This window comes from Saccharomonospora cyanea NA-134 (genome assembly GCF_000244975.1).
Lineage (GTDB): Bacteria > Actinomycetota > Actinomycetes > Mycobacteriales > Pseudonocardiaceae > Saccharomonospora > Saccharomonospora cyanea.
Window position 1 is genome coordinate 3,149,926 of sequence record NZ_CM001440.1, and the last position, 15,590, is coordinate 3,165,515.

Annotated in this window: 16 protein-coding genes; 13 read left to right on the forward strand and 3 right to left on the reverse strand. The window is 71.3% G+C overall.

Going from position 1 to position 15,590, the window contains the following annotated elements:
* Window positions 1-33: 33 nt before the first annotated feature.
* From SACCYDRAFT_RS14775 to SACCYDRAFT_RS14820, 10 genes are all read left to right on the forward strand, one after another.
* Window positions 34-1,083: a Gfo/Idh/MocA family protein gene (locus tag SACCYDRAFT_RS14775; protein ID WP_005457280.1), complete on the forward strand. Its 1,050-nt coding sequence runs from the start codon at window positions 34-36 to the stop codon at window positions 1,081-1,083.
* Between the two features lie 29 nt (window positions 1,084-1,112).
* Window positions 1,113-2,237, forward strand: a complete 1,125-nt coding sequence (locus SACCYDRAFT_RS14780; protein ID WP_043537307.1) for an NAD(P)/FAD-dependent oxidoreductase — start codon at window positions 1,113-1,115, stop codon at window positions 2,235-2,237.
* Between the two features lie 176 nt (window positions 2,238-2,413).
* Window positions 2,414-3,445: an iron-siderophore ABC transporter substrate-binding protein gene (locus tag SACCYDRAFT_RS14785; RefSeq protein WP_005457282.1), complete on the forward strand. Its 1,032-nt coding sequence runs from the start codon at window positions 2,414-2,416 to the stop codon at window positions 3,443-3,445.
* Window positions 3,446-3,474: 29 nt separating this feature from the next.
* Complete coding sequence (gene mgrA / locus SACCYDRAFT_RS14790; RefSeq protein WP_005457283.1) at window positions 3,475-4,500, forward strand: L-glyceraldehyde 3-phosphate reductase; 1,026 nt, start codon at window positions 3,475-3,477, stop codon at window positions 4,498-4,500.
* Window positions 4,501-4,717: 217 nt separating this feature from the next.
* Window positions 4,718-5,929, forward strand: coding sequence for a cytochrome P450 (locus tag SACCYDRAFT_RS14795; RefSeq protein ID WP_005457286.1), 1,212 nt, complete (start codon window positions 4,718-4,720; stop codon window positions 5,927-5,929).
* A 10-nt stretch (window positions 5,930-5,939) separates the two neighbouring features.
* Window positions 5,940-6,608 carry a TetR/AcrR family transcriptional regulator gene (locus SACCYDRAFT_RS14800; protein ID WP_005457288.1) on the forward strand — a complete coding sequence of 223 codons (669 nt, stop codon included), beginning with the start codon at window positions 5,940-5,942 and terminating at the stop codon, window positions 6,606-6,608.
* A gap of 14 nt (window positions 6,609-6,622) precedes the next feature.
* A complete protein-coding gene (locus SACCYDRAFT_RS14805; protein ID WP_005457290.1) occupies window positions 6,623-6,820 on the forward strand; it encodes a ferredoxin in 198 nt (65 codons plus the stop codon).
* Window positions 6,817-8,007, forward strand: coding sequence for an NAD(P)/FAD-dependent oxidoreductase (locus tag SACCYDRAFT_RS14810; protein WP_005457291.1), 1,191 nt, complete (start codon window positions 6,817-6,819; stop codon window positions 8,005-8,007). The genes SACCYDRAFT_RS14805 and SACCYDRAFT_RS14810 overlap by 4 nt, the downstream gene beginning before the upstream one ends.
* Before the next feature lie 23 nt (window positions 8,008-8,030).
* On the forward strand, window positions 8,031-9,260 hold the full coding sequence (locus tag SACCYDRAFT_RS14815) for a cytochrome P450 (protein WP_005457292.1): 1,230 nt from the start codon (window positions 8,031-8,033) through the stop codon (window positions 9,258-9,260).
* Window positions 9,261-9,278: 18 nt separating this feature from the next.
* Window positions 9,279-9,473, forward strand: a complete 195-nt coding sequence (locus SACCYDRAFT_RS14820; protein ID WP_005457293.1) for a ferredoxin — start codon at window positions 9,279-9,281, stop codon at window positions 9,471-9,473.
* A 154-nt stretch (window positions 9,474-9,627) separates the two neighbouring features.
* On the opposite strand, the gene SACCYDRAFT_RS14825 is transcribed toward SACCYDRAFT_RS14820, so the two are convergent.
* On the reverse strand, window positions 9,628-10,557 hold the full coding sequence (locus SACCYDRAFT_RS14825) for an AEC family transporter (RefSeq protein ID WP_005457294.1): 930 nt from the start codon (window positions 10,555-10,557) through the stop codon (window positions 9,628-9,630).
* Between the two features lie 102 nt (window positions 10,558-10,659).
* Here SACCYDRAFT_RS14825 and SACCYDRAFT_RS14830 point away from each other — a divergent pair, with 102 nt between their 5' ends.
* Both SACCYDRAFT_RS14830 and SACCYDRAFT_RS14835 read left to right on the forward strand, forming a co-directional pair.
* Window positions 10,660-10,896: a hypothetical protein gene (locus SACCYDRAFT_RS14830; protein WP_005457295.1), complete on the forward strand. Its 237-nt coding sequence runs from the start codon at window positions 10,660-10,662 to the stop codon at window positions 10,894-10,896.
* Window positions 10,897-10,970: 74 nt separating this feature from the next.
* Window positions 10,971-11,444 carry a universal stress protein gene (locus SACCYDRAFT_RS14835; RefSeq protein ID WP_005457297.1) on the forward strand — a complete coding sequence of 158 codons (474 nt, stop codon included), beginning with the start codon at window positions 10,971-10,973 and terminating at the stop codon, window positions 11,442-11,444.
* A gap of 57 nt (window positions 11,445-11,501) precedes the next feature.
* On the opposite strand, the gene SACCYDRAFT_RS14840 is transcribed toward SACCYDRAFT_RS14835, so the two are convergent.
* The gene (locus SACCYDRAFT_RS14840) at window positions 11,502-13,763 is read right to left on the reverse strand and encodes a heavy metal translocating P-type ATPase (RefSeq protein WP_043536513.1); all 2,262 of its coding nucleotides are present in this window, start codon (window positions 13,761-13,763) and stop codon (window positions 11,502-11,504) included.
* Between the two features lie 110 nt (window positions 13,764-13,873).
* Here SACCYDRAFT_RS14840 and SACCYDRAFT_RS25935 point away from each other — a divergent pair, with 110 nt between their 5' ends.
* Entirely contained in the window at window positions 13,874-14,173 is a 300-nt protein-coding gene (locus tag SACCYDRAFT_RS25935; protein WP_232283680.1) for a cation-transporting P-type ATPase, read from the forward strand.
* Here SACCYDRAFT_RS25935 and SACCYDRAFT_RS14845 read toward each other — a convergent pair.
* The gene (locus SACCYDRAFT_RS14845) at window positions 14,166-15,584 is read right to left on the reverse strand and encodes a DUF4389 domain-containing protein (protein ID WP_005457300.1); all 1,419 of its coding nucleotides are present in this window, start codon (window positions 15,582-15,584) and stop codon (window positions 14,166-14,168) included. The genes SACCYDRAFT_RS25935 and SACCYDRAFT_RS14845 overlap by 8 nt on opposite strands.
* Window positions 15,585-15,590: the final 6 nt, after the last annotated feature.

Here is a 15,590-nt window from a genome sequence, read left to right on the forward strand (position 1 = left end):
GAGGACCACGTCCACAGCAGAAAGGTGACAGTCATGGCCTCTCCCAGGCCGATCCGCACGGCGGTACTCGGATTCGGGGTGTCCGGCCGGGTGTTCCACGCTCCCTTCCTCGCGTGCGATCCGGCGTACTCGCTCGACGTCGTCGTGACGGGTGACGCGAACCGCGCCGCCCAGGCGCGTGCCACCCACCCCGGTGTGGCCGTCGTGGGCAGCGCCGACGACGTGTTCGAGCGGGCCGGTGAACTCGACCTGGTGGTCATCGGCACACCGCCGGGAACGCACGCCGACCTCGCGACCCGAGCGCTCGACGCCGGGTTGCACGTCGTGGTGGACAAACCGTTCACTCCCACCAGCGCGGAGGGCGCGGCCCTCGTCGAGCACGCCCGGAGTGTCGGGCGGCTGCTGACGGTGTTCCAGAACCGGCGGTGGGACACCGACTTCCTGACGCTGCGCGCGCTCGTCGGACGTGGCGAACTGGGGCGGGTGCACACCTTCGAGTCCCGGTTCGAGTCGTGGAAACCGGGCGGACCGCGGAGCTGGAAGGCTGACACCCCCGTCTCCGAGGGCGGCGGCATCCTGTTCGACCTCGGCACCCACCTGATCGACCAGGCGATCCGGTTGTTCGGTCCGGTCGAGAGCGTGTGGGCGGACGTCACCCGGCGTACGCCCGGCTCGGTCGGTGCCGCCGACGACGACACCCTCGTGGTGCTGCGGCACCGCGACGGAACCCGGTCGCAGCTGTCCATGTCGTCGATGGCCGCGCGGCCGGGTCCCCGCTTCCACGTCCTGGGTTCGGAAGGGGCCTACACCAAGTGGGGGCTCGACCCTCAGGAGGCCGCCCTGCGAGAGGGCGTGCTGCCCACCGACGACGGCTACGCGCGGGAACCCGAGGAGAACTGGGGGGTGCTCGGTGCGGGCGGCGACGTCCGCCGGGTGGAGCCCGAGCGGGGCTCCTACGCCGAGTTCTACCGACTGCTCGCCCTCGCGCTGGCAGGCGAGGGTGACGTTCCCGTGGACCCCCACGACGCCGTGGAGGTTCTCACGATCATCGAAGAAGCCCACCGGGTGTCCGGCACCCGGTGAGCGCGGCGAGGAAAGAGAAGGTGGAGAACGTGTCCACAGCCAGCAAGGCCGTCCAGCGCGTCGTCGTGGTGGGTGGCGGCGTCATCGGTGTGTCGGTCGCCGCGCACCTGCAACGCGACGGTGCTTCCGTCGTGCTGGTGACCGAGTCCGAGCTGGCCAGCGGAGCCTCGGGCCGGTCGCTGTCCTGGTTGAACTCGGCCGGCTCCCGCTCGGCCCCCTACCACGCGTTGCGGATGGCGGGCATCGATCGTTACCGCACGCTCGCCGCGTCCGGTGCCGGTGCGGACTGGCTGCGCTTCGACGGGGGGCTGTTCTGGGCGGACGACGACGGCGCCGAACGACGTCACCGGCACGAGGTCGCCCACGGGTACGACTCACGGTTGCTGGCGCCCGCGGACGTTCCGGGCGCCGCCGGACGGGTGCGGGCGGACGCCGTGCGTGGGCCCGCGGTGTTCAACCCGGGCGAGGGCTGGGTGTCCCTGCCGCACCTCATCGACCACCTGGTGCAGCGGTTCACGGACGACGGCGGCACGGTCGTGACCGGTGCGGGGCGGGCGTCGGTGGTCGTGGACGGTGGTGTCGCCGTCGGCGTCACCACGGAACGGGGACGGCAGGTCGGCGGTGACGCCGTGGTGATCGCCTGCGGCGCGGCCACTCCGGCCGTGGTCGCCGAGCTGGGCGTCACCCTTCCCGACGCGTCACCCCTGTCGATGCTGGTGACCACCGAGCCCATCGACGCGGCCGTCACCGCCGTGCTCAACACTCCGAGGGTGGCTCTGCGTCCGAACCCGGGCGGCACCTACGTGCTCGACCACAGCTGGTACGAGTCTCGGATCGCCGAGGATCCCGACGGGACGTGTCGGGTCGACGAGGCCATCGTCGCGGAGCTGGTTGACGAGGCGTCGGCCGTGCTGGACGGTCCGCCGCTGAAGGCGGCGTCGTGGAAGTTGGGCCGCAAACCGATCCCCGGCGACGGTGAGCCCGTGTTCGGGGAACTCGCGACAGTGCCGGGATGTTTCGTCGCGTTCACCCACTCCGGCGCGACGCTGGGGCTCGTGGCGGGCGAGCTGGTGTCCTTCGAGGTCCTCAGCGGGCAGCGGCATCCCATGCTGGAGCCGTTCCGCCCGGAGCGCTTCGAGCACCGCCCGCGCTGACGCGAGAACCGCGGACACGCGTGCACAACCTGCGGACACGGCACATCCGTCTCGTGTCCGCAGGCCACGTACGCGTGTCCGCGGTTCCGGTACGCAGGAGGACACGCCGCTGTGACGGTGGTGACGTCGCCCGGCTCCCACTTGACGCGGAAGTTCGGTTAGGCAAACCTAACAACATGCCGGTAACGCATCGTGGACGTCACCTCGCAGGTGCCCTCCTCGCCACCCTCCTCCTGGCGCTGACAGCCTGCTCCGGCGGCACGGACTCCGCCGGGGACGTGGGACCACCGGCGGTGCAGCCGGAGCCGGGGAGCCTGCCCGTCACCATCGAGCACCGTTACGGCTCCACGACCGTCACCGACCCACCACGCCGTGTCGTCAGCGTCGGCTACACGGATCACGACGCGCTGCTGGCCCTCGGCGTGAAGCCGGTCGCGACCACCCGCTGGTTCGGCGACTACCCCGGTGCCGTCGGCCCATGGGCGCGCGACGCCCTCGGTGACGCGGAGAACCCGACGGTGCTCGACAACACGGGCGGCATCCAGTTCGAGAGGATCGCGGAGCTGCGACCCGACCTCATCGTCGGCCTGTACTCGGACCTCTCGCGCGCCGACTACGACGTGCTGTCCCAGATCGCCCCCACGATCGCGCCCCCGCCGGACCGGCCCGACTTCGGCACGCCGTGGCGGGAGGTCACCACGACGGTCGGCAAGGCCGTGGGCAGGCCCGCCGAAGCACGACGGCTCGTGGACGGCGTGGATCAGGAGCTGGCACGGGCCCGCGACGCGCATCCCGAGTTCGAGGACGCCACGGCGGTCGTGGCGGCGTTGTCGGAGGGGTACTTCCTCTACGGCGCCGACGACCCGCGCACGCGCCTTCTGACCGACCTCGGCTTCGAGCTTCCGTCCGATCTGGACACTCTCGTGGGCGAGCGGTTCGGAGCCAGTGTCGGCAGCGAGAACGCCGAGGTGCTCGACAACGACGTCGTCGTGTGGCTCACGGACGACGGGGGCGCGGAGCTGCGTCGCGATCCCCTCTACGGCACCCTGCGGGTCGCGAAGGAGAAGCGGGAGGTGCTCGTCGACAACAACGACGACTTCGGCAACGCCTTCTCGCAGGTGTCCGTGCTCAGCCTGCCGTACGTGCTCGACCGGCTCGTGCCGCGACTGGCCGCCGCCGTGGACGGCGATCCGTCGACCACCGGCTGACCACCGGCGGCGCGTGCGAGGATGCGGCCATGACCTACCTTGCCGCCCCCACGCGTTACGACTCCATGCCCTACCGGCGCTCCGGCCGTTCGGGGTTGAAGCTGCCCGCGATCTCTCTCGGCCTGTGGCACAACTTCGGCGGCGACCGGCCGCTGGAGACCCAGCGCGCGATCCTGCGCCGTGCCTTCGATCTCGGGATCACCCACTTCGACCTCGCGAACAACTACGGACCGCCCTACGGCTCCGCCGAGGAGAACTTCGGCCGCGTACTCGCCACCGACTTCCGCCCCTACCGCGACGAGATGATCATCTCCACGAAGGCGGGCTACGACATGTGGCCGGGGCCCTACGGCGACTGGGGCTCGCGCAAGTACCTCCTGGCGAGCCTGGACGCGAGCCTGAAGCGGCTGGGCGTGGACTACGTGGACATCTTCTACTCGCACCGGTTCGACCCCGACACCCCGCTCGAGGAGACCATGGGTGCGCTCGACACCGCCGTGCGGCAGGGCAAGGCGCTCTACGTCGGCATCTCCTCGTACTCCGCCCGGAAGACGGCCGAGGCCGCGGCGATCCTGAAGGAGCTGGGCACCCCGCTGCGCATCCACCAGCCGTCGTACTCGATGCTCAACCGCTGGATCGAGGGCGGTCTGCTGGACGTGCTGGAGCAGGAGGGAGCCGGCTGCATCGGGTTCTCCCCGTTGGCACAGGGCCTGCTCACCGACCGCTACCTGCGAGGGGTGCCCGAGGGATCACGCGCGAGCCGGGACAGCTCGCTGCCGGGCGAGTTCCTTTCCGATGCCAACCTCGCGAAGGTGCGGGCACTGAACGAGATCGCGGCACGGCGCGGGCAGTCGCTGGCACAGCTCGCCATCGCGTGGACGTTGCGGGATCCGCGTATGACGTCGGTCGTGCTGGGCGCGAGCAGTGTCGAGCAGTTGGAGACCAACGTGGCCGCGCTCGGAGGACTCGAGTTCACGCGGGAGGAGCTCGCCGAGATCGACCGCTACGCCACCGAGTCGGACATCAACCTCTGGGCGGCCTCCAGCGCACACTGACCGGACCCGCCCACCGCCGCGGGCACACGTCCCAGTGGAAGCCGCCGCCTCCTTCTCCCCCAGGAGGCGGCGGCGACCGCCGACGCGGTGAGGGGGCGGGGACGTCCGTGACGGGAGGTACCGATTCTCTCCACTGATTAAGTCAACTGCTTGACTCAAGTCGGCGGTCACGGTTCACTGACGTTGTATCGAGGTCGCTACGGAGAGGACTCGCACAGTGGCTGACAGTGAATCCGTGCTGGACTACCCGATGCCCAACCCCACGGCGCTGGAGCCGCCCGCCGAGTGGGCGCGATTGCGACAGGAATGCCCGGTCGCCAAGGTCAGACTCCCGAGCGGGGACGAAGCAGCGCTTCTCACGCGCTACGACGACGTCAAGAAGGTGCTGGCGGACCCACGGTTCACGCGTCAGCTCGACACGCGGGCCGGTGCCGCGCGCATCGCGGCGAACGAGTCCGGCGGCGTGTTCAACAGCTCGATGGCCTCCACCATCCCGCAGTCCGGCCCGGGACACCGGCGCTGGCGCACCCGGGTCGGCCGCTGGTTCACCGCCAAGCGGATGGCCGCCCTGCGGCCCCGTATCGAGGCGATGGCCGACCAGCTCGTCGACGAGATGCTCGAACGGGGCCAACCCGCCGACCTCAAGGCGAGTCTGGGCTTCCCGCTGCCGGTGTGGGTGATCTGCGACCTCCTCGGCGTGTCCGACTCCGACCGCGACCGCTTCTCCTACTGGTCCGACACGCTGCTGAACCTCACGAAGTACGGCCAGGCCGAGATCGACGCCGCGCAGACCGAGTTCGTGAAGTACATGAGCGCGCACGTGGCCGCCCGGCGCGCCGAACCCGGCGAGGACCTGCTGAGCTCGCTCATCACCGAGGACGTCGAGGACCCGATGTCCGACGCCGAACTGGTCGCCACCGGGCGAGGGCTCCTCGTCGCGGGACACGAGACCACGGCCAACATGATCAGCAAGATGGTGGGCATGCTGCTGGCCGACCGGCGGCGCTGGGAACAGCTGGTGGCGAACCCCGCTCTCGTGCGCACGGCGGTGGAGGAGTCGCTGCGGTTCGACGCCAACCCCGGCATCGGACTCCCCCGCTTCATCAGTGAGGACGTCGAGATCTCGGGAACCGTCGTGCCGACCGGCAGCACGGTGATGTGCAACATGGGCGCCGCCAACCGCGACGAGAACGCGTTCACCGACGCGGACGAGATGGACCTCTCCCGCAGCCCCAACCCGCACCTGACGTTCGGCTCGGGCGCGCACTCCTGCCTGGGCCAGGCACTCGCCAGGACGGAACTGCAGACCACGCTGGAGGTACTGCTGCGCCGCCTCCCCACGCTGGAGCTCGCCGTCGAGTCGTCCGACCTGGAGCGTGTGGAGGGTCTCGCGGTGGGAGGGTTGGCCACGCTCCCCGTACGTTGGTGATGATTCCTCCATGGCAGTGAGGACGGTCCGGAGCGAACGGGCGAACGCCACCCGTCGACGCATCCTGGACACCGCGGAACGCCTGTTCGCCGAACACGGTGTCACCGCGGTGTCCAACCGGCAGATCAGCGAGGCGGCGGGCCAGGGCAACAACACCGCGGTCGGGTACCACTTCGGCACGAAGGTCGACCTGGTCCGCGCCATCGTGCGCAGGCACAACGAGCACATCGAGCGGCGGCGGCTCGACATGGTCGCGCACGCCGCGGGCTCCACCGACCCGCGGGACTGGGTCGCGTGCCTGGTGCGCCCGGTCGCCGAGCACCTCGCCGAGTCGGGCAGTCCCACCTGGTTCGCGCGCTTCGGCGCGCAGGTGATGACCGACCCGTCGCTCCGGCCGATCATGTACGAGGAGACGCTGAGCTCCCCCTCCCTGTTGCGCACCCTGGAGGAACTCCAGCGCTGCCTTCCCGAACTCCCGGTCGAGGTCCGTCTCGAACGCGGCGACATGACCCGGCAGTTGATCGTGCACATGTTCGCCGAACGGGAGCGCGCGCTGGCGGAGCTGACCACCACTCCCCGAGCCAGCTGGTGCGACGCCGCCACCGGACTGGTCGACGCCATCGTGGGGCTGTGGGTCGCACCGGCCACACCCCGACAACGCCCCAAGGACAACCGGTGATCCGGAGGATTGACATGAAGATCAGCGTGGACGAGGACAAGTGCTGCGGCGCGGGACAGTGCGTACTGCTCGCGCCGGAGGTTTTCGACCAGCGTGAGGATGACGGCATCGTCGTGCTCCTCGACCCCGAGCCCGGTGAGGAACTGCATGACGTGACCCGCGAAGCGGCCAGTGTCTGCCCCGCCGCCGCGATCACCGTGAGCGAGGAATGAGCGCGGCATCCAGCGTTCTGGTGGTCGGCGCGTCGGCCGCGGGTCTGTCGACGGCCGACGCACTGCGACGGCAGGGGTTCGCCGGACGGCTCACCCTGCTGGGAGCCGAGTCCCACCCGCCCTACGACCGGCCACCGCTGTCGAAACAGGTGCTGGCCGGAACGTGGGAGCCGGAACGGACCAGGCTGCGAAGCGACCAAGCACTGTCCGAATTGGATGCCGAACTGCTACTCGGCGACCCGGCCGTGGCGCTCGACACCACCGACCGTGTCGTGCGCACCGCCTCCGGCGGGACACTGCGCGCCGACGCCGTCGTGCTCGCCACCGGTGCCGAGCCGCGACGGTTGCGGGGTGAGAGCGACCTCGCCGGGGTGCACGTCCTGCGCACCCTCGACGACGCGCTCACGTTGCGTGCCGCGCTGACCGCGGCCTCCAGGGTCGTCGTGGTGGGCGAGGGTGTCCTCGGGGCCGAGGTCGCGGCGACCGCCCGAACCCTCGGCGCGGCCGTCACCATGGTCGGCCCGCAGCCCGCCCCACTCGCGAACCAGCTCGGTCCCCTGGTGTCCGGCCTCCTGGCCGACCTGCACGTTCAGCACGGGGTCGAGCTGGCTCTCGGGCACGCCGTCGACGGCTTCGTCGGCGAGGACGGCCACGTCACGGGCGTGCGCCTCGACGACGGCCGGGTCGTGCCCGCCGAGGTCGTCGTCGAGGCCGTCGGAGCGGCACCGGCGACCGCGTGGCTGGACGGCAGCGGCCTCACGATCGACGACGGCGTCGTGTGCGACTCCCGTTGCCGGGCGGCCGACGGCGTCTACGCCGTCGGTGACGTGGCCCGCTGGCACCACCCGGGCCTGGGCGCACCCGTGCGGTTGGAGAACCGCACCAACGCCACCGAGCAGGCGCAGGTCGTCGCCGCGAACATCCTCGGCGAGGACCGCCCGTACGCGCCGGTCCCCTACTACTGGACCGACCAGTTCGACACCAGAATCCAGGTGTTCGGGCTGCCCTCGGCAGCCGACGAGATCGCGGTGGTGGACGGCGATCCCGCCGACGGCCGGTTCGTGGTCCGCTGCACCAGAGCAGGCGTCGTCACCGGCGTCATCGGCTGGCGGATGCCCAAGCAGACCCGGCTGCGCCGCGGCGAGGTCGCCGACGCGTTCTCCGCCGCCGCGTTGCGGGCGGTCTGAACGACTCATCACTGGAGACATCGATGACACACACCGTCGCGGAAGACCACGACGAGACCGCGATCCCCGACTACCCCATGTCCCGGGCACCCGGCTGCCCGTTCGACCCGCCGCCACAGCTGGGGGAACTCCAGGAGCGGACGCCACTGGCGAAGGTGCGGCTGTGGGACGGCAGCACCCCGTGGCTCGTCACGCGCTACGCCGACCAGCGCACACTGATGGCCGACCCCCGCATGAGCTCCGACGTCACGAAGCCCGGCTACCCGAGCCCGGCAGCGCGCCCCGAAGGCGGTGGCTCGTCGATCAGCTTCATCCTCATGGACGACCCGGAGCACGCCCGGCTGCGGCGCATGGTGACGGCGCCGTTCACGGTCCGCCGGGTGCGGGCGATGCGGCCGCGGGTACAGGCCATCGTCGACCGCCTGATCGACGACCTGCTGGCGGGTCCGAAGCCGGTGGACCTCGTGGAGGCGTTCGCGCTCCCGGTGCCGTCGCTGGTGATCTGCGAGCTGCTCGGCGTCCCGTACTCCGACCACGACTTCTTCCAGGACCGCAGCAAGGTCGTCATCAAGCGGACCTCCTCGCAGCAGGAGCGCATGGCCGCCCTCGGCGAACTCGCCACCTACCTCGACCGGCTGTTGGGTGACAAGCTCGCCGGTCCCGAGGACGACCTGCTGTCCGGGCTCGCCGAACGCGTGCGTGCCGGCGAACTGGCCCGGGAGGACGCGGCGCGGATGGGCGTGCTGCTGCTCATCGCGGGGCACGAGACGACCGCGAACATGATCGCTCTGGGCACGGCGGCCCTGCTGGAACACCCGGACCAGCTCGCACTGCTGCGCGACGCCGACGACCCCGCCGTGGTCGACTCGGCGGTGGAGGAACTGCTGCGCTACCTCCACATCACCCACAACGGCAGGCGGCGGGTCGCGCTCGCCGACATCGAGTTCGCGGGGCAGGTCATCCGCGCGGGCGACGGTGTCGTCTTCCCCAACGACATCGGCAACCGCGACCCGGAGGCCTTCCCCGAGCCCGATCGACTCGACCTGCGCCGCGACGCCCGTCACCACGTGGCGTTCGGGTTCGGGGTGCACCAGTGCCTCGGCCAGCCACTCGCGCGGCTGGAGTTGAGCGTCGTCTACGGCACCCTCTACCGGCGCATCCCGACCCTGCGGCTCGCGACGGAGCTGGATCGCGTGCCGTTCAAGCACGACGGCTCGGTGTACGGCGTGTACGAGCTTCCCGTGACCTGGTGACCCGAGGAGAGGACAGTCATGAAGATCACCGTCGACCAGGACAAGTGCGTCGCGTCCGGACAGTGCGTCGTCGCCGCCGAACAAGTGTTCGACCAGCGCGACGAGGACGGCGTCGTGGTGCTGCTCGACGCCGCACCGCCAGCCGAAGTGGCTGCCGACGTCCGGCACGCCGCCTCGGTGTGCCCGGCACTGGCCATCCACGTCGAGGAGTGACGACCGGCGCAGTGCGGCAGCACCTCGAACGGCAGGCCCGGACAACGTGTGAGGACCGGCCTCGCGGCTTTCCGGTAGGTCACGCCCACGTACGGGAAGTGCGGACACCCGTGCGGGAAGTGCGGACACGCGTGCGTGGGCTGCGGACACGGTGTCAGAGCAGGAGAGCCACCGCCGTGAAGATCACCGGGAGGCTCAGGAGGGTGCTCACGAGGACGGCGTCGCGCGCCAGCGTGACGCCGTGGCCGAACCGCACGGCGTAGCCGAACACGTTCTGCGCGGCGGGCAGCGCGGCGCAGACCACCACGGCCAGCAGTTCCGTGCCGTCCAGTCCCAGCAGCAGCCCGAGTCCCAGTGCCAGCAGCGGGTGGACCACGTTCTTCAACGACACGATCACCACGAGCGGCAGCCTGACCTCCCGCTCGCGTCCCGGCCTGCTCGACCCGTGCAGGGAGATGCCGAACGCCAGCAGCATCGCGGGGACCGCCAGGTCAGCCAGCAGCTCCACCGGAGCCAGTACCGACTGTGGCAACGTCAGACCGGTCGTGGTCGCGAGGAGCCCCAGCACCGAGGCGATGGCGAGCGGGTTGCGCAGCGGCGCGGTGACCGTGCGCCCCAACGTCGGTCTGCTCTCTTCCCGCCGCGCCGACACCACGTCGAACACCGTGGTGAACACCGGGGTCAGGACCGCGAGCTGGAACAGCAGCACGGGGGCGACCACCGTGGCGTCACCGAACACGTACGCGGCGACCGGCAAGCCGAGGTTGCCCGCGTTGACGTAGCCGCTGGCCATCGCGCCGATCGCCGTCTCCCCCGCCGGTCTCCGGCACAGCCGACCCACCGGCACGTACAGCAGGCACGCCAGGGAGCTGGTCGCGGCGGTGACGAGCAGGTTCGCGGAGAACACGGCCGTGACGTCCGCGCGGGCGAGCGTGGTGAACAACAGTGCCGGGCTCGCGACGAAGAACGCGGTGCGGGACAGCACCTCGGTGGCGGACGGACCGAGCACACCGGCTCGCCCCACCGCGTAGCCCACGAGGACCACGCAGGCGAGTACGAGAAACCCCTCGATCACGCCGGTCATGTGGCAGTCACAGATCGCCACCGTAAGGCTGTGATCCCCGTCAATCCGGAGCGGGTCCGCCCGCGTCGTTACGGCTCGCCGGGTACGGGGAAGCCTCCCGCCATGCCCGACGACACCTTCCGGCCGGACGAGACCCTCGCGGCGGTGTCCTGGCAGCGTTGGCCCGAAGCGCTCCGGACGCGTGGTCAGGACGTGCTGACGTACCTGAACGCGGGCCACCCGCAGGACGCGCTGGAGGTGATCGACGAGCTGCTGGCCGACCTGCTCGCGCGCCGTGACTCGCTGGCCGACACCGCCAACCGGCGGTTCGAGCCGTCCACCGACGACCGCAATCCCTGATCACGACATGACCAAGGGCCCTACAGGCGGCACCCCCACGAATCCACGATGACCTCGTAAGGAGGAGGCACCGCATGGCTCACCTCGACCCGGCAGCGCCTCGCAGGCTCGTCGTGGGTCTCGACGGCTCGGCCACGGCCGAACACGCCCTGCGCTGGGCCGCGGAGGAAGCGGCGTCCCGTGGCGGCGACGTGGAGGTGATCGCGGTCAGGGAGCGGGACGAGTTCCTGCCCGGTACGTCCTACGCCTTCCAACCTCACGGTCACCGGCCGGTCGCCGACGAGGAGAGCGTGCGGGCTCACCTGCACGACGTGGTCTCCCACACGGTTTCGCCGGTCGGTGACGTCACCTTGACGGAGACGGTCGCCACGGGCGACCCGGCCACCGAACTGATCAAAGCATCGGCGGACGCGGACCTGCTCGTCGTGGGCAGTCACCGGGGCGGCGCGCTGTCGGAGGTGCTGCTCGGCAGCGTCGCGGCGAGCTGCGTCCGGCACGCACGCTGCCCAGTCGTGATCGTTCCCGCGAAGCTCGCCACCTCACGGTGAGCCGCGAGCCGGGCCGGATCCCACCGGAAGGGGGCTGCCACCCGACCGTCCCGTCACTCACTCGCCTTCCCGTAGGACGAAGTATCCCTCTTCCTCCTGGGCGAAATGGAGTGTGAGCACGGCGTCGAGGCCGTAGAGGGTGGCGCGCAGATCGTCGATCTGCTCGGGAGCGATTCCGTCGGACGCGGTGTCGAGATGCCGCCCGAGCCGCCGGCACAGGCGGGCGATCTCGGCATGGCCCCGGCTCATCGTCACGGTCTCCTCCGGGCTGCCGAGCACCCCGCCCAGCACGGGATACAACTCGGTTTCCTCGGCGTTCTCGTGCGGCAGGAGTTCGTCGACGAGCAGCCGGTGCGCGCGCCGGACGGCCGCGTCCGCCGCGGGCGTCGCACCGGCCGAGAGCGCGTCCGCCGCCTGCCGGACCGACGCCCGCACCGGCTGGAGGCTCTCGTGCTCGGCCGCGAAACGTCCCAGGAGGGTGTCGGCCTCGGGATGGGTTCCGCGTCGTGCTCCGGAGCGCAACACCCGAAGGCTGTTGACGATGACCGCCACGTCGATGGCTTCCTGGACGAGTGCGCCCGCCACGGGCACCAAGGCCCCCAGTGCCGACACGATCATGGCCGCGAGGGACAGTGCGGTGCCGATGACACCACTCTGGGAAGCCACGCGACGTGCCCGTCTCGCGATTTCCATGGCGTCCGCGAGGCGGTCGATCCGGTCGTCGACGATCACCGCGTCCGCCGACTGCACCGCGGCCGTGGACCCGCGCGAACCGAGGGCGATTCCCACGTCGGCCACGGCGAGGGCCGGAGCGTCGTTGATCCCGTCACCGACCATCACGACGGTTCCGTGCTCCCCCTCCCGCCGCACCCGGCTGATCTTGTCCTCCGGGGTGGCCTCGGCCTGTACCTCGTCGAGGCCGAGCATCGCCGCGACCTCCGTCGAGGTGTCCACCCGGTCACCGGTGAGCAGGACGACGCGCCGCACCCCGGCGGCGTGCAGTCGCCGCATCGTGCGAACCGCGTCGGGTCGGATACGGTCGCGTCCCAGCAGGGCGGCGGTGAGCTCGCCGTCGACGGTCACCCAGATGACGGTCGCCAGGTCCAGTCGTCCTCGGCGCAGCACCGCCGAGGCCCACTCGGGAACCTCCGCTCCGGCCGGTATCCGTCCGACCTGGACCGTCTCGCCCCCGACACGGCCGGTGGCGCCGCGCCCGGGACTCTCGGAGACGTCCTCGGCGGAGTGGACCTCGACGCCCGCCCGGCTCGCCGCGCGCAGTACCGCGGCGGCGAGCACGTGCAGGGAGTACTGTTCCACCGCGGCGGCGAGCCGGAGCGCATGCTCCGGTGTGACCCCGGGAGCGCACACGACATCGGTGATCTCCGGCCTTCCCTCCGTCACCGTGCCCGTCTTGTCCAGGAGCAACGTGGTGGTCCGGCCCAGCAGTTCCAGCGCGGCGCCGTCCCGGACGACGATCCCGGCCCGCGACGCCCTGGACATCCCACCGGTGACCGCGATCGGCACGGCGAGCAGCAACGGGCACGGGGTCGCGGTGACCAGCACCGCCACGGCGATGACGGCGTCCCGTGACACGAGCCAGGCGCTCCCGGCGATGAGCAGCGCGAGTGGCAGGAACCAACCGGCGACCCGGTCGGCGAGCCGGGCGATGGGCGCGCGTTCCGCCGCGGCCTCCTCCGCCAGCCGGACCATCCCCGCGTACGTGCTGTCGGCCGCGGTCGCCGCCGCCGTCAGGTCCACCGCGGGCCCGGCGTTGACCGTCCCGCTGCGGACCGTCTCGCCCGACGGCCGCACCACGGGTTCGGGCTCCCCGGTGAGGGCGGACTCGTCGAGGACGCCCTCGGCCCGCAGCGTCCCGTCCACCGGAACGATCTCCCCGGAGAGGACGACGACCTCGTCGTCCACCCCGACCTCGTCCACCGGAACCGTCACGAGCCCGCCCGCCGCACGGCGGTGCGCCTGGCGCGGCGCGCGTTCCAGCAGCCCCGAGAGGTCTCGCGCCGCCCGGCGGGCCGCGGCGGCCTCCAGAACCTGTCCCGTGGCGACCATGAGCGCGACGACCGCACCGGCGAGGTACTCCCCCACCGCCAACGTTCCCGCGAGGGCCAGCACGGCGAGCAGATCCGCCCCGTAGCGGCGCCTGCGCAGGTCCGCGACCACCCGCGCCACCGACGGCACGAGCGCCCCGGCGGTCGCCGCTCCCCACAGCCACCGTTCCACACCGAGACCCGCGGGCCATGCCGCGAACCCCGCCACGAGAAGCGCGGACACCGCTGTCAGCGTCCATGTATGCCGGGACATCACGGCAGCGCGCCACACATCCGCGTCACCCCTGTCGACTGCGTGGAACCATCACCTCACGTGGCCCTTCGGCTCTACCTCCGGCATACCCCCGCTGTCGGGCTGGGAACGTGTCGGAGAGCGATCCGAGGGAATCCGTCACGCTGCTGTTGCGAGATCCGCGGAGCAGGCCGGGCGGCCTGCCCGCCGAGAAGGCAGCTCGGCGGCTGGAGATCTACGGACCGAACGAACTACGGCGGAAACGACGCACCGACTGGCCGAGACGACTCGCCCGCCAGTTCACTCGCCCCTTGCCCTACCGCTGTGGCTGGCCGCACCGCTCGCCGTGGTGTCCTCGGCGACCTCGGCTCAGCGCCTCCTTCGCCGACATCCGGTTGATCATGGTCACCGGCGACCGTGACCTCAGATGACGCGGTCGGAGCGGGCACCGGACGACGCGCGCCGGGCGGCGATCGCGATCAGCAGCGCGGCGAGGGCCAGAAGCAGTGCCCCGGCTCCGAGCGCCACACCGGCCACCCACGGCAGCATGGGCGCGGTGGCGCCCACTTCGGCACGCACGCTCACACCGGGGCTGCGGTCCTCGTTCAGGGCGACGAGCACCCAGTCACCACGCGGCAGATCGGTCTCGACGGTCCGGGTGCCCGGCCCGGACGCACTGGCCACCCAGATGTCGGCGGACTCGGGCGCGGCGGGTGGCCCGCCGGGCCGCACGACCTCCGTGACGACGTGGTCTCCGGTGGTGCCGCGGACGAACGCGTGGCCGGTGCCCCGCAGGTACCGCGCGGCGTCGTCGGCCGTCGCCAGCCCCAGGAACACGCCCTGCCCCGGCTGCGTGGGCGTGACACTCACCCGCACCGCCCCGAGGCCCGACTCGAACCAACCGCCGACGCCCTCCCCGAACTCGACCGGCTCGGTGCGCACGGCGTAGGTGTCCGTCACCAACGTCGTCGACGCGGTGAGATACCCGTCGTCGTCTCGCTGGGTCCGGTCCGCCCAGAGCGCCACCGCGCCACCGACGAGCAGGCCCAGGGCAGCCAGAGCCACGAGCGCCCCCACGATCACGGACGCCACCCGGCCCGCCGTCCAGCCACCGGAATGGCCACCGGAACGGCCACTGGTGGCGGCTGGCCCCGGTGGGGGCGTGTCCGGCTCCCCCTCCGGGCCGGGCTCGTCACCACCGGTGTCGAGACGAAACGGCGGATAACGGTCGGTCAGCAGCCCGACGTAGGCGCCCACGCGGATCACCCAGCGGTCCATGCCCAGGACGAAGTCGTACACCCCTCGCGGGTAGTCGCCGGTGAACAGCAGCACCACTCCCGCGATGAGCACGAGCAGGCCGACCAGCCCTGCCCCCGCCCATCCGGGCTGGTCCTCTCCCGGCCACAGCGCCCACAGACCGCCTCCGAGGAACAACCCCGTCACGAGGTAGTGCGGGAAGGCCAGCAACCACTTGACGAGAACGAGTCCGCGGGACAGTCGTTCGGGATAGTCGATCTCCAGCCGCGCCGGGTAGTCGGGTACGTCGGCGAGCGTGAACGGAGGGTAGCGGTCGGTACCCAGGGCCGCGTAGGAGTAGTACTGGACTCGCCAGCTCCACCGCAACACGCCCACGTTGAAGTCGAAGAGCGCGCGGGGGTAGCGGCCGGTCACCAGGATCGCCACGAACGCCACGAACGTGAGCACCACGAAGGCGATCCCCAGCAACAACAGCACGAGGTAGTGCGGAAGGGCGAGCAGCCACTTCACCAGCCAGAGCCACCGCGACAGCGGGGCGTCGAGTCTCGCCCGTACCCGCACCGGCTCCACTCGGGATGTGGTCATCGGATC

What these genes read in the sequence shown, in the direction of transcription:
- mgrA (WP_005457283.1), top strand. Translation starts at nt 3,475, where the DNA reads ATGACCTACCTTGCCGCCCCCACGCGTTACGACTCCATGCCCTACCGG.
- SACCYDRAFT_RS14830 (WP_005457295.1), top strand. Translation starts at nt 10,660, where the DNA reads ATGCCCGACGACACCTTCCGGCCGGACGAGACCCTCGCGGCGGTGTCC.
- SACCYDRAFT_RS14775 (WP_005457280.1), top strand. Translation starts at nt 34, where the DNA reads ATGGCCTCTCCCAGGCCGATCCGCACGGCGGTACTCGGATTCGGGGTG.
- SACCYDRAFT_RS14825 (WP_005457294.1), bottom strand. Translation starts at nt 10,557, where the DNA reads ATGACCGGCGTGATCGAGGGGTTTCTCGTACTCGCCTGCGTGGTCCTC.
- SACCYDRAFT_RS14785 (WP_005457282.1), top strand. Translation starts at nt 2,414, where the DNA reads ATGCCGGTAACGCATCGTGGACGTCACCTCGCAGGTGCCCTCCTCGCC.
- SACCYDRAFT_RS14840 (WP_043536513.1), bottom strand. Translation starts at nt 13,763, where the DNA reads ATGTCCCGGCATACATGGACGCTGACAGCGGTGTCCGCGCTTCTCGTG.
- SACCYDRAFT_RS14820 (WP_005457293.1), top strand. Translation starts at nt 9,279, where the DNA reads ATGAAGATCACCGTCGACCAGGACAAGTGCGTCGCGTCCGGACAGTGC.
- SACCYDRAFT_RS14810 (WP_005457291.1), top strand. Translation starts at nt 6,817, where the DNA reads ATGAGCGCGGCATCCAGCGTTCTGGTGGTCGGCGCGTCGGCCGCGGGT.
- SACCYDRAFT_RS14800 (WP_005457288.1), top strand. Translation starts at nt 5,940, where the DNA reads ATGGCAGTGAGGACGGTCCGGAGCGAACGGGCGAACGCCACCCGTCGA.
- SACCYDRAFT_RS14805 (WP_005457290.1), top strand. Translation starts at nt 6,623, where the DNA reads ATGAAGATCAGCGTGGACGAGGACAAGTGCTGCGGCGCGGGACAGTGC.
- SACCYDRAFT_RS14835 (WP_005457297.1), top strand. Translation starts at nt 10,971, where the DNA reads ATGGCTCACCTCGACCCGGCAGCGCCTCGCAGGCTCGTCGTGGGTCTC.
- SACCYDRAFT_RS14815 (WP_005457292.1), top strand. Translation starts at nt 8,031, where the DNA reads ATGACACACACCGTCGCGGAAGACCACGACGAGACCGCGATCCCCGAC.
- SACCYDRAFT_RS14845 (WP_005457300.1), bottom strand. Translation starts at nt 15,584, where the DNA reads ATGACCACATCCCGAGTGGAGCCGGTGCGGGTACGGGCGAGACTCGAC.